Origin of the sequence: Nocardia canadensis, assembly GCF_032656385.1 — a bacterium.
Taxonomy (GTDB): domain Bacteria; phylum Actinomycetota; class Actinomycetes; order Mycobacteriales; family Mycobacteriaceae; genus Nocardia; species Nocardia canadensis.
In genome coordinates, this window is sequence record NZ_JAVCWB010000010.1 from 626781 (window position 1) to 639689 (window position 12909).

11 protein-coding genes are annotated in these 12909 nt (G+C 69.9%); 7 read left to right on the forward strand and 4 right to left on the reverse strand.

The window, feature by feature from the left end; translation table 11 throughout:
- Positions 1 to 58: 58 nt before the first annotated feature.
- On the reverse strand, positions 59 to 1015 hold the full coding sequence (locus tag Q7X29_RS26415) for an electron transfer flavoprotein subunit alpha/FixB family protein (RefSeq protein WP_218719314.1): 957 nt from the start codon (positions 1013 to 1015) through the stop codon (positions 59 to 61).
- A gap of 36 nt (positions 1016 to 1051) precedes the next feature.
- Positions 1052 to 1837: an electron transfer flavoprotein subunit beta/FixA family protein gene (locus Q7X29_RS26420; RefSeq protein WP_218719313.1), complete on the reverse strand. Its 786-nt coding sequence runs from the start codon at positions 1835 to 1837 to the stop codon at positions 1052 to 1054.
- A gap of 191 nt (positions 1838 to 2028) precedes the next feature.
- Here Q7X29_RS26420 and Q7X29_RS26425 point away from each other — a divergent pair, with 191 nt between their 5' ends.
- The 5 genes from Q7X29_RS26425 (at position 2029) to Q7X29_RS26445 (ending at position 8223) form a co-directional block, all read left to right on the forward strand.
- Positions 2029 to 2832, forward strand: a complete 804-nt coding sequence (locus Q7X29_RS26425) for a methyltransferase domain-containing protein (protein WP_218719312.1) — start codon at positions 2029 to 2031, stop codon at positions 2830 to 2832.
- Entirely contained in the window at positions 2829 to 4385 is a 1557-nt protein-coding gene (locus Q7X29_RS26430; RefSeq protein ID WP_316575686.1) for a glycoside hydrolase family 57 protein, read from the forward strand. Before Q7X29_RS26425 ends, Q7X29_RS26430 begins: the two co-directional genes overlap by 4 nt.
- The gene (locus tag Q7X29_RS26435; protein ID WP_218719310.1) at positions 4382 to 5635 is read left to right on the forward strand and encodes a glycosyltransferase family 4 protein; all 1254 of its coding nucleotides are present in this window, start codon (positions 4382 to 4384) and stop codon (positions 5633 to 5635) included. The genes Q7X29_RS26430 and Q7X29_RS26435 overlap by 4 nt, the downstream gene beginning before the upstream one ends.
- Positions 5636 to 5726: 91 nt before the next feature.
- Complete coding sequence (locus Q7X29_RS26440; protein WP_316575687.1) at positions 5727 to 6089, forward strand: SpoIIAA family protein; 363 nt, start codon at positions 5727 to 5729, stop codon at positions 6087 to 6089.
- A 187-nt stretch (positions 6090 to 6276) separates the two neighbouring features.
- A complete protein-coding gene (locus Q7X29_RS26445; RefSeq protein WP_316575688.1) occupies positions 6277 to 8223 on the forward strand; it encodes a TerD family protein in 1947 nt (648 codons plus the stop codon).
- Between the two features lie 40 nt (positions 8224 to 8263).
- On the opposite strand, the gene Q7X29_RS26450 is transcribed toward Q7X29_RS26445, so the two are convergent.
- Positions 8264 to 9601, reverse strand: a complete 1338-nt coding sequence (locus tag Q7X29_RS26450; RefSeq protein WP_255588010.1) for a putative glycoside hydrolase — start codon at positions 9599 to 9601, stop codon at positions 8264 to 8266.
- Positions 9602 to 9717: 116 nt separating this feature from the next.
- Between Q7X29_RS26450 and Q7X29_RS26455 the strand changes: the two genes are divergently transcribed.
- Positions 9718 to 10722, forward strand: a complete 1005-nt coding sequence (locus tag Q7X29_RS26455; protein WP_316575689.1) for a polysaccharide deacetylase family protein — start codon at positions 9718 to 9720, stop codon at positions 10720 to 10722.
- Positions 10723 to 10729: 7 nt separating this feature from the next.
- Here the strand turns inward: Q7X29_RS26455 and Q7X29_RS26460 are convergent, their stop codons facing one another.
- The gene (locus Q7X29_RS26460; RefSeq protein WP_316575690.1) at positions 10730 to 12022 is read right to left on the reverse strand and encodes an outer membrane protein assembly factor BamB family protein; all 1293 of its coding nucleotides are present in this window, start codon (positions 12020 to 12022) and stop codon (positions 10730 to 10732) included.
- 134 nt (positions 12023 to 12156) lie between these two features.
- Between Q7X29_RS26460 and Q7X29_RS26465 the strand changes: the two genes are divergently transcribed.
- On the forward strand, positions 12157 to 12906 hold the full coding sequence (locus Q7X29_RS26465) for an acyltransferase (protein ID WP_218719306.1): 750 nt from the start codon (positions 12157 to 12159) through the stop codon (positions 12904 to 12906).
- The last annotated feature ends 3 nt before the right edge of the window (positions 12907 to 12909 follow it).

The following is a 12909-nucleotide window of genomic DNA, read 5'->3' on the forward strand; positions in this document are numbered from 1 at the left end:
AAGCGGCCCCGCCCGGGATACCCGGACGGGGCCGCAGTGCGCTCAGCGCCTCAGCGATTTATCCCTTGTGGGACTTCACGGCCTCGGTCAGCTGCGGGGCGACGTTGAACAGGTCGCCCACGATGCCGTAGTCCGCGATCTCGAAGATCGGGGCCTCTTCGTCCTTGTTGACCGCGACGATGGTCTTCGAGGTCTGCATGCCGGCGCGGTGCTGGATGGCGCCGGAGATGCCCAGGGCGATGTAGAGCTGCGGGGAGACCGTCTTACCGGTCTGACCGACCTGGAACTGGCCCGGGTAGTAGCCCGAGTCGACGGCGGCACGCGAGGCGCCGACGGCGGCACCGAGCGAGTCGGCCAGCGCCTCGACGACCGCGAAGTTGTCGGCGGAACCGACACCACGGCCACCGGAGACGACGATGCTCGCCTCGGTCAGCTCCGGACGGTCGCCGCCCACGATCGGCTCACGCGAGACGACCTTGACGACGCCGTCTTCCTGGGCCGGAACCTCGACGACGACCTGCTCGCCCGCACCGGCCTGCGCGACCGTCTCGATGGCGCCCGGACGGATCGAGATCACCGGCACGTCGCCGGTGGCCTTGGCGTCGACGGTGAACGCGCCACCGAAGATGGAGTGCACGGCCGAGCCGTCGGCGTTGACGCCGATGACGTCGACGAGCAGGCCGGAGCCGATGCGCGCGGCGAGGCGGCCCGACACCTCCTTGCCCTCGGCGGTGGCGGCGACCAGCACGGCGGCGGGCGAGGCGGACTCGACCAGGCCGGCCAGCACGTCGACCTTCGGGGTGACCAGGAAGCCGTCGACGTCGTCGGACTCGGCGACGTAGATCTTCTCGGCACCGGCGGCGGCCAGCGCGGAGGCCAGCTTGTCGGCGGTGCCGGCCGGGCCGGTCACGACGGCGGCGGGCTCGCCCAGGGTACGGGCGGCGGTGAGCAGTTCGGTGCTGACCTTCTTCACGGCACCGTCGGCGTGCTCGATGAGCACAAGTACTTCAGCCATTGTTCTTTCTCCTTCGAAGTCTCGGACGGGGCCGGATCAGATGATCTTCTGACCGATGAGGTAGGTGGCGATCTGGTTGCCGCCCTCACCCTCGTCCGCGATCTTCTCGCCCGCGGTGCGGGCAGGCTTCGGGGTGGAGCCGGTGACCTGGGTGCCGGCGTTGGCCACGCCCACGGTCGACGGGTCGATGCCCAGATCGGCCAGGGTGAAGACCTGAACTTCCTTCTTCTTCGCGGCCATGATGCCCTTGAAGGACGGGAAGCGCGGCTCGTTGATCTTCTCGGTGACCGAGACGATGGCGGGCAGGGACGCCTCGAGCTTGAAGACGCCCTCGTCGGTCTCGCGCTCGCCGGTGATCTTGTCGCCGTCGACGGCCAGCTTGCGCAGGTGCGTCAGCTGCGGGATGCCCAGGTACTCGGCGATGATCGCCGGCACGGCACCCGCGCGACCGTCGGTGGCCTCGTTGCCGGCGATGACCAGCTCGACGCCCTCGACCTGGCCCAGCGCGCCGGCCAGCACCCACGCGGTCTGCACGGCGTCGGAGCCGTGGATCGCCGGGTCGTTGATGTGGATGGCCTTGTCGGCACCCATGGACAGCGCCTTGCGGATGGCCTCGGTGGCGCGATCCGGACCGGCGGCCAGCACGGTGACCTCGCCGCCCTGCGCCTCCTTGATCAGCAGCGCTTCCTCGACGGCGCGCTCGTTGATCTCGTCGAGGACGGCGTCGGCGGCCTCGCGGTCGAGGGTGTAGTCACCATCGGTCAGCTTGCGCTCGGACCAGGTGTCGGGAACCTGCTTGATGAGTACGACGATGTTCGGCATCGGTCTTCGTCGACCTCCTTCTGGGTACACGTGTGTGGTGGCCGCACGAGCTGGGCCGTACGTCCGTGTGAGTAGCTCAGAGCGGAACACTACCCTACGCTAAGTTACTCGTGGGTAACCTACATGCACAAGGGGTTCGGAACCGATCCCTGAGTCCTGGGGGAACCGGCGGTACCAGTAACGTCGGAGAAATGAGCGAGGCTGTGATCCCTGCCGCACCTGTGGCCGCCACACATGAACCACTGCCGCTGACCGGTGAGCGGACCGTGCCCGGCATCGCCGAGGAGAACTACTGGTTCCGTCGGCACGAGATCGCCTATGCCCGCCTGCTCGACCGGTGCACCGGCAAGACCGTGCTCGAGGCGGGTTCGGGCGAGGGCTACGGCGCCGACATGATCGCCGGCGTGGCCGCGCGTGTCGTCGGCGTGGACTACGACGACGGCGCCGTCGCGCACGTGCGCGCGCGCTACCCGCGGGTCGAGATGATCCAGGGCAATCTCGCCGAGCTGCCGCTCGACGACGAATCCGTCGATGTCGTCGTGAATTTCCAGGTCATCGAGCACCTCTGGGACCAGGCGCAGTTCCTGCGCGAGTGCCTGCGGGTGCTGCGCCCGGGCGGGCAGCTGCTGATCAGCACCCCGAACCGGATCACCTTCTCTCCCGGTCGCGACACCCCGCTCAACCCGTTCCACACCCGCGAACTCAACGCCGCCGAGCTGACCGAACTGCTGGTCGAGGCCGGTTTCACGGTCACCGAGATGCTCGGCGTGCACCACGGCGCGAGCCTGAAAGCGTTGGACGCCAAGCACGGCGGGTCCTTCATCGACGCCCAGATCGAGCGCGCGCTGGCCGGTGAGCCGTGGCCCGCCGACCTGACCGCCGACGTCGCCGCCGTCACCATCGACGATTTCGACCTGCGCGCGGGTGAGATCGACGCGAGCCTGGACCTGGTCGCGATCGCCGAGAAGGCAAGCGCCGCAAAGGCAAGGCCTTGACCGATTCGCGCTCCGCCCGGTCCGGCTCCGTGCCGGGCCAGTTCACGCTCGTCCTGCATTCCCACCTGCCCTGGCTGGCCCATCACGGGCGCTGGCCGGTCGGCGAGGAATGGCTCTACCAGTCCTGGGCCGCGTCCTACCTGCCCGTGGTCCGGGTCCTGAAAAACCTTGCGGCCGAAGGCCGTACACACCTGCTGAGCCTGGGCATCACCCCCGTGCTGGCCGCCCAGCTCGACGATCCGCACTGCCTGGCGGGCATGCACCACTGGCTGGGCAACTGGCAGTTGCGCGCCGACGAGGCGTCCATGTCCGGCAACGTGGCGCTGGGCAGGCACGAACATCGGCTCGCCGCAACGGCGTTGGCCGAGTTCGAGCGGGACTGGCGGCACGGCAGCGCGCCGGTGTGGCGCTCGCTCATCGACGCCGACGCGATCGAGCTGCTCGGCGGCCCGCTGGCGCATCCGTTCCAGCCGCTGCTCGACGAGCGACTTCGGCAGTTCCAGCTCACCGAGGGCCTGGCCGACGCGCGCCTGCGCTGGGGCACCACCCCCACCGGCATCTGGGCACCCGAGTGCGGCTACACACCCGGCATGGAGCGGAACTACGACGCCGCGGGTGTGACGCATTTCATGGTCGACGGCCCGTCGCTGCGCGGTGACACCACCCTCGGCAGACCCGTTCGCGACGCCGACGTGCTCGCGTTCGGCCGCGATCTCCAGGTGAGCTACCGGGTCTGGTCGCCGAAACAGGGCTATCCGGGCCAGAGCGCCTACCGCGATTTCCACCACTACGACCACGCGACCGGTCTCAAACCGTCCCGGGTGACCGGCAAGACCGTCGCCGGTCCTGACAAGGCCCCTTACGATCCGGAGCTCGCCGCCACCGCCATCACCCGCGACGTCGCCGACTTCGTCGAGACCGTGCGCGCCCGGCTGATCGAGGAGTCCGCGCGGATCGGCAGGCCCGCCCTCGTGGTGGCCGCCTTCGACACCGAGCTGTTCGGTCACTGGTGGCACGAGGGTCCCGCCTGGCTCGAACAGGTGCTGCGCGCGCTGCCCGAAGCGGGCGTCACCGTCGGCACCCTCGCCGACGCCCGCGACAACGGCTTCGTGGGCGAACCCGTGCAGCTCAACGACTCGTCGTGGGGTTCCGGCAAGGACTGGCGGGTGTGGGCGGGCGACCAGGTCGCCGACCTCGTCGAGCTCAACGCCGACGTCGTCCGGCTGGCGCTGGACACCCTCGACAAGGTCGGCCGGGACGGTTCGCTGCGCGATCCGGTCGCCGATCAATTGCTGCGCGAGGCGATTCTCACCGTCTCCAGCGACTGGGCCTTCATGGTCTCCAAGGACTCCGCCGCCGGGTACGCCCGGGATCGGGCACACGAGCACGCGCACGCGGTCCGCGAACTCGCCGAGGCCATCGGGGCCGGCCAGTTCGCCAAAGCGGCCCGTCTCGCGGCAGGATGGAACCTGGCCGACGGATTCTTCCCTGGTCTGGACGCGCGGCGGTTGCCGAGCGCTGTCCCGTCGGCCGCCGCTGAAGGATTCGCATGAAGATTTTGATGGTGTCGTGGGAGTACCCGCCGGTCGTGGTCGGCGGGCTCGGTCGACATGTCCATCACCTGGCGGTGGAGCTGGCCGCCGCCGGTCACGAGGTCGTGGTGCTGGCGCGCAGGCCCACGGGCACCGACTCGATCACCCACCCCACGCACTCCTACATCGCCGACGGCGTACTCGTCGTCGCGGTGGCCGAGGACCCGCCCTGCTTCGACTTCGGCGAGGACATGCTCGCCTGGACGCTGGCGATGGGGCACGCGATGGTCCGCGCCGGTGTCGCCCTGGGCAAGCCGGGCGTCGGCGAGGGCTGGACGCCCGATGTGGTGCACGCGCACGACTGGCTCGTCGCGCACCCCGCCATCGCGCTGGCCGAGTACTACGACGTGCCGCTGGTGGCGACCATCCACGCCACCGAAGCCGGTCGCCACAGCGGCTGGGTGTCCGGCCGGGTCAACAAGCAGGTCCACTCGGTCGAGTGGTGGCTGACCAACGAGGCCGATCAGCTGATCACCTGCTCGAGCTCGATGCAGGACGAGGTGGAACGGCTCTACGGGCCCGAGCTCGCGCCGATCACGGTGATCCGCAACGGCATCGACGTGGGCGCGTGGACTTTCCGGCCGCGCGCACCGCGCTCCGGGCCGCCGAAGCTGCTCTACGTCGGCAGGCTCGAATACGAGAAGGGCGTGCAGGACGCCATCGCGGCGCTGCCCCGCATCCGGCGCGCCCACCCCGGGACCACCCTGACCGTGGCCGGTGTCGGCACCCAGTTCGACTGGCTGCGGGAACGGGCGCGGGTGCATCGCGTGGCCAGGGCGGTGCAGTTCGTCGGCAGTCTCGGGCACTCGGAGCTGCTGGGCTGGCTGCACGGCGCGGACGCCATCGTGCTGCCGAGCCGGTACGAGCCGTTCGGCATCGTCGCCCTGGAAGCGGCCGCGGCGGGTGTTCCGCTGATCGCCTCCACCGCGGGCGGGCTCGGTGAGGCCGTCATCGACGGGGTCACCGGCGCCTCCTTCGAACCGGCCGACGTGGACGGCATCGTCGACGCCACCCGTGCCGTCCTCGACGACCCCGCGACCGCCCAGGACCGCGCCTACAACGCCCGCGAACGGCTCACCGCCGACTTCGCCTGGGACGTGGTCGCCGCGGAGACCGCGCAGGTCTACTCGGCCGCCAAACGCCGGGTGCGCACCTCGCTGGGCCGTCCCGACATCGTGGAACGTCCGCTGCCCGAGCGCGACCCGAAGTAGGCAGCTCGAGTTCACCCACAACGCATGACGCCGGGGTCCTCCCCCGGCTCTACCGTCGCTGGTGCCGACCACCACGACGAAGGAGCCGATCATGCCCCTGGAACCGATTCCGCACCTGCCCGCCGCCACCATCGGCCTGCGCGCGACCGGCACCGTCACCGCCGAGGACTACACCACCGTCCTCGACCCGGCGATCGACGCGGCCCTCCAGCACGAACAGCCGATCAACCTCGTCTACGTCCTCGGCCCCGACTTCGACCGCTACTCCCTCGACGCCATGTGGCAGGACCTGAAACTCGTCCGCGTCCCCCGCAGCGCCTGGGGCCGCATCGCCCTGGTCACCGACCACAAGGCCCTCGGCGAAGCCGTCCACCTCTTCGGCTTCCTCATCCCCGCCGAAGTCCGAGTCTTCGCCGTCACCGCCGAACCCGACGCCATCGCCTGGGCGGGATGACAATCGTCGTCGCTGGTCACGATAGTTCCGCTCATCTAAACGTGAGTTGTGTAACACCTGCGGCCTCAGCACCGACATTCCTCGGCATCGCCGCTGAATCGTGGTGTGCGGTAAGGGGGTCAGCGGGTGGGTCGGCTGCATCGCCTTGCGGGTGAGTGTCGTGCCGAGCCTCGAAGGGTGAGCTGCTGTGTCGTCTTCGCTGTTGTCCAAGGGCCAGAACATCGCACTGCCGGAGGATGTCGACCGTATCGACATCCTGATCGGCTGGCCGGAGCCGGCGGTCGAAGTCGACGCTTCGGCACTGCTACTCGGCACCGACCGCAGGGTCGGCTCGGACGCGGACTTCGTGTTCTACAACCAGCCCGAATCCCCCGACGGGTCGGTGCGATTTCTCGGGACGAGCGTTACCGAGGAGGGTATGCAAGCCAGGGTCTCGATCGACCTCGCCACCGTTCCGGATCGGGTGCACACCATCGCCCTGGCGGGCAGTGTCGGCGCGGGAACATTCGGTGATCTCGGCAAGCTCGCTCTCCATGTCATCGATCCGGCCGGGGGATCGCTGGCCGAGTATCTGACCGCCGACGCCGACACCGAATCGGCGTTCGTGTTCGGGGAGGTCTACCGCAGGGACGGCGGGTGGAAGGTCCGCGCGGTCGGCCAGGGCTGGGATTCGGGACTGAGTGGGCTGGCAACAGATTTCGGTGTGTCGATCGATGACGCCGAACCGTCACCGGCCGAAGCGCCGGTCGAACCGGCACAACCCGCGCCTGCACCGAAACCCGCTCGGGTCGGCGGTGTCCGTACCGCCAAGCGTCCGGTCCGCAAGGTCAAGCCGATCGAATTCCGGCAGGCCGAGGCCGAGGGATGGCAACCCGCGCGGCTGTTCTCGGTGATCGGCGTCGGCGCGGGCGAAGAGCAGGAACGGCGCACGACCTCGGCGTTGATCGCGACCATGCAGGCGGTGCGACCGTTCGCCCGCGCCGTCTGCGCCAGGATGGGCGCCCCCGCAGGCGCATTCGAGGGCTACATCGAAGTTCAGTACGAGGCGGGCGACTCGAAGGTCGTCCCGGATGCCGTGCTGAAAGTGAGCCGGGGAAGCAGACAGTGGACCGGGCTGCTCGAGGTGAAAACCGGCAGCGGCAAGCTCAGGAAGGACCAGCTCGAGAGCTATCTCGACATCGCACGGCGGAAGAAGTACGACGTCGTCGTGAGTTTGTCCAATGACATTCCCGCGAGCCCGGGCGAGCTCCCGGTGCAGGTCGACCGCCGCAAACTGACGAAAGTCGCCCTGCGCCATCTGTCCTGGGCCGAGATCGCCCACGAGGCCAGGATGCTGCTCTCACACGGTGATATCGACGACCCGCTGCAGTCCTGGATACTGGCCGAGTTCCTGCGCTTCCTCGACCATCCACGGTCGGGCGCTGCGGAATTCGTCGACATGGGCAGGCATTGGGTGACCGTCCGCGATGCCGTGACCGCGGGCACCTTGCGCGCAGGTGATCAGAAGGCGCTGGCGGTAGCCGATACGTGGGTATCGCTGAGCAGGCACCTGGCCCTGCGACTCACCGCGGAGCTCGGCGTCGAGGTCAAACACGTGCTCGCCCGCAAGTATCGGGCCGATCCCGCGGCTCGCGCGGCAGCTGTCGCCGAGCGGTTGGCCACCGACGGCTCCTTCGAGGCCGTGCTGCGAATCCCCGACACCGCGGGCGAACTGACCATCGTCGCCGATGTCCGCACCAACAAGGTGCGCTGCCGCACCACTATCGCCGCACCGGACGAAGGAACGGCTGCCCGGCGGGTCTCGTGGCTGACCAAGCAACTCACCGACGCCCCGGGCCGCCTCCAGATCGAAGCCGTGTTCGCCGAACGTGGCAACGAGACCTGTGAACTGCTCGACACGGTCCGCGCGAACCCGAGGTCCCTCACCGAAGGACGCACCGCCCCGATCGTCTCGTTCACCCTCGAACACACCTTCCCGATGGGTAGCAAACGCTCCGGCACCGCCGCCAGCTTCATCACCAGCGTCACCTCGGCCACCGATGCCTTCTACGGCACGGTGGTGCAGCCGCTCCGCGAATGGGTGCCTGCCGCCCCGATCCAGGCCGACATCGCCCCTGCCGAACCGGCCGAATAGGCATTCGCTGGGACCGCCCCAGCCCGAGTCGGCGACGAACTCAGGCTGGGGGAATGCCGCCACTGTGGTAGCGGGTGGCGGCGTTCCAGAGGAAGAAGCTGTCGATGCCGGTGTCTCGGGTGGCGTCGATCTGGGCGCGGAGTTCGGCGTCGCCGTAGGGGACGCCGAGGCTGAAGTCCTGGAGCCAGGGGATGACCTTCGCGCCGGTGCCCGCGGTGCTGGTCCGGAAGTCGTGCAGGGAGCGGGCGATGATGTCGTAGGGCTGGGCGTTGGGGTCGGGGACGCCGTATTCGCCGGAGTTCCAGTGGGAGGGGTAGAGCATGGGGGCGACGAAGTCGACGTTGCGGGCCATCCGGGGGATGTCCTGGGCGATCTGCTCGGGGCGGGTGGCGGCGATGCCGTAGACCGCGGCGCTCAGGTGCGCACCGGCGAGGTGGACGGGGTAGCGGCTCTCGGCGAGGAAGCCGGCGACCGCGTCGGTGGGGGTGCCGGCGAGGCCGGGGAAATGCATGCTGGTCAGGCTGCCGTCGGGGCGCCGGACGTAGTCGTACATGACGCCGTCGAAGCCGAGCCGGGCGGCTTCGACCGCCAGATCGATGGTGTAGCGACGGATGTCGGGATGCGCGACATTGGTGAAGGCGATCGGGCCGTAATGGCTGGAATAGGGCTGTCCGGACGGGTTCTGGACCACCCAGTCGGGCCGGCCGTTGTGCCAGGCCCACGCGGCGACGGTCGGATCGCGGAAGGCGACGATGCGCCCGACCACCTGCAAGCCCAGCTCGTGTAGCTGCCGCAGGGCCGACGGCGCGTCGTAGATATCGGCGACGGCACCGGACTCGCGGGCCAGCGGGACCTGGGAGTCGTAACCGACGACGCCGTCCTCGTCCTTGATATCGAGCTGCACGGTGTCGATGCGGCCCTCGCGCGCGAGATCGAGCACGGCCTCGCGCAGCCCCTCGTGCGACCAGGCGTGCGCGGTGACGTGCACCGCCCGCATCCGCGGCAGCGCGACCGCCGAGACCGCGATCGCGCTGCTCCGGTTACCGGCCGCGTCCACCGCGACGACCTCGACGGCGGGCGCCCACGGCACCGAGATCTCGAAGGTGCCGTCCGCGGCGGGTGTCACCGCGTCGGTGCCGATCGACACGCGGACCGCGTCGACGGCCTTGCCGCGCACCACGATCGGTGCGCGATAGGACCGCGCGAGCTCCGCTGGTGCGACCTCGAGCACCGGCGGCACGGTATCGGCCGACGGCTCGGAAGCCGTTCTGCTCAGCGCGAATCCCGCCACCATCGCCACGATGACCATCGCGAGGACAGCACCCGAGGCGATCGTCGCCCACCGCCGCCGCTCGCCCGACCGGATCCGCAATCCCAACGCCCGCACCAACTTCCACTACCGTTCGCCAGGCCACTATGGCGCAGTCGCGCGGACTGTCCGCGGGTTATCGCAAGATCGGGGGAAAACCTGCGCCGCCGCGTAATATCGCCGCGATGACCGGCGGTTCGAACGTTGCCCTGCGACTCGCGCCCGCGCTGGTGCTGATCACCGCGCTCACCGCCTGCGCGACACCGCAGGCAGCGGCCCCGGCCGCACCACCACCGGCGACGACGGCGAAACCCGTACCGCCGGATCCGGCCGAGATCGCCGCCAACGAGCTGGGATTCGTCCCGGTGCTGATGTATCACCAGATCACCCCGCACCCGGCCGGTGAATACGACCAGACCCCGGCCGAGTTCCGGGACGAGCTGGAACGGCTCTATCGCGAGGGCTACCGTCCGGTGACCGCCGCGAGCTACCTCGCCGGCGATCTCGACCTGCCCGCGGGCACGCACCCGGTCGTGCTCACCTTCGACGATTCCACCGGCAGCCAGCTCTCGTTCACCGACAGCGGTGCCGTGTCCCCCGACAGCGCCGCGGGGATCCTGGCCGAATTCGGCGCCCGCTACCCGGATTTCCGACCGGTCGCCACCTTCTACGTCAACAACGACCCGTTCGGCGGCGACCCGCGAGCGCTGCCCTGGCTGGCGGCCCACGGCCACGAGATCGGCGCGCACACCGCCGATCACGCGAATCTCGCGACCCTGGACGCCGACGGCGTGCAACGCGAACTGGCGCACAACGTCCGCGCGATCACCACGGCCGCGCCGGGAGTCGCCGTGCGCACCATGGCCTTACCGCTGGGCATCTACCCGCGCGAGCGCGCGCTGGCCGCAGAGGGCAGCTGGGACGGGACCGGCTACCGCTTCGAGGCCGTCATGCTGGTCGGCGCCGGCCCGGCCCCGGCACCGTACGGCGCGATCGACCCGCTCGCCGTGCCGCGCATCCGATCCGGCCGGGGCGCGGTCCCGTTCGACTCGGGCTACTGGCTGGACCGGCTGGCCGCGCACCCGGAGCAGCGCTACACCGCCGACGGCGACCCGGCCCGCGTCTCGTTCCCCCGCCACCTCACGGCGGAGATCGGCGCGCGCTGGGCGGACCGGAGCAACCCGTACTGACGGTCGATCAGGCGTCGGGGGTGAAGGTGAAGATCTCGCCGACGCGGGTGGCGACGACGACCTCACCCTTCGGCCCGACGGAGGTGCCGGTGGTGGTGCCGGTGGCGCCCGGCAGCACATCGGAGTCGACGGTGTTGCCGGTGGCGGTGTCGAAGGTGATCAGGCTCAGGCCCGCGCCGATGGCGGCGACGGTGTAGCCGATACCGCCCGCGGTCTGGGCGGGGGTGCCGCGCAGGGTCAGGTCCTTGCGCTCCCAGGCGGGCTCGGCGCGGTCACCACGGTCGTGCACGGCCATCAGGTAACCGTCGTCGCCGGCGGGAATGATCAGGTCGTCGACCACGGAGATGCCGCCGCTGGGCGTCCAGCCGAGCGCGTGGGTCCAGCGGGTGCTGCCGTCCTCGGCGTTCACCGCGATCAGGCGGCCGCTGTTGTCGCCGATGTAGACGGTGTCGCCGTCACCGGAGAGGGTGGGGCTGGTGGCGCTGCCACCGGTGAGCATGTCGGCGCTCCACTCCTGGACGACCTTGCCGTCGGCGTAGCGCATCGACCGCAGCGAGGCGGCCGCCTTGCCCGGCTCCCACACGGTGACGAAGAACCGACCCGACTCGGCGTCGACGGCGGTGGTGTTGGCGACCGCGCAGCGCGGGCCGCCGGTCCGGCAGTCGCCCAGGCCGTCGCCGGAGGCCGGGCGGGTCAGGCCCGGCAGCTGCAGGAAGTCGGGCTCGCCGAGCAGTTGCAGGGTCGGCACCTCGCGGCCGCCGGTCTGGCGGCTCAGGATGTCGACCTGACCGGACTGGGTCACCGTCAGCACGCGGCCGTCACCGGTGAACTGGATCGCCACCGGGACACCGGCCACCGGCGTGCGCCAGCGGGGCTGGCCGAGGTAGTTGAAGGAGTTCACCGCGCCGTCGTCGCCGACGTAGACGTTGCTGACGCCGTCGACCACGGTCGGCGCCTCGATCGTCGACGGGCCGAGCGGGTTACAGAAGCGCTTGCGGCCGGTGCGCATCTGGAAGGAGAAGATCGCGCAGTTGCCGGTGCTCGAGGTGACGAACATCTGCCCCTCGGAGCCGATCGTCAGCGGCTGGGCGATCGGGCCGCCCACCGGGCGTGACCAGCTCAGCGTCATCGCGTCCGCGCCGGCCACCGGGCTCGCCCCGCCGTTGCGGCCGTCGTGATGGGCTGCGGGCCAGCCTTTTCCGCCGCCGACGGTGATGTCGTCCACATCGGTGCCGCATCCTGCCAACGCCACCACACCGGCGGCAGCGAGCGAGGCCGCGACGCGAGTCCGAGTTCGCACCTGCTGATCTCCCTGGGTAATCGAGCCGATGATCGGGGTATCGCACGGTAGGCGTGCGCTCCGAAAGTACTCTGTGTAACCGACGACCGAATCCCCGGGGCTGGCCCGGTGCGATCACGACGGGAGAGTACTTCGTGACGAGCATGTGGGGCGCGCCGCTGAGCGCGCGCTGGCGTGGTTCCCGCCGCCGCGATCCGCAGCAGGCGCGGTTCCTGACCAAGGACTCGCTGCGCTGGGTACTCGCCAACCGCGCGTACACCCCCTGGTACCTGGTGCGGTACTACCGGCTGGCCAAGTTCCGCCTGGCCAACCCGCACATCGTGCTGCGCGGGATGGTGTTCCTCGGCCGCAATGTGGAGATCCACGCGACGCCGGAATTCGCCCGCATGGAGATCGGCCGCTGGGTGCACATCGGGGACGGCAACGCCATCCGCTGCCACGAGGGTTCCCTGCGCATCGGCGACAAGGTGGTCTTCGGCAAGGACAACGTCGTCAACACCTACCTCGACATCGAGATCGGCGAGTCCACGCTGGTCGCCGACTGGTGCTACATCTGCGACTTCGACCACAAGATGGACGACATCACCCTGCCCATCAAGGACCAGGGCATCGTCAAGAGCCCGGTCCGGATCGGCCCCGACACCTGGATCGCGGCCAAGGTGACCGTGCTGCGCGACACCCGTGTCGGCCGTGGCTGCGTGCTCGGCGCGCACGCCGTGGTCCGCGGTGACGTCCCGGACTACAGCATCGCCGTCGGCGCCCCGGCCAAGGTCGTCAAGAACCGCAAGGTCGCCTGGGACGCGAGCGCCGAGGAGCGCGAGGCCTACCTGGCCGCGCTGGCCGATATCGAGCGCAAGAAGAACGCCGCCGCCGCGCAGGCCTGACGT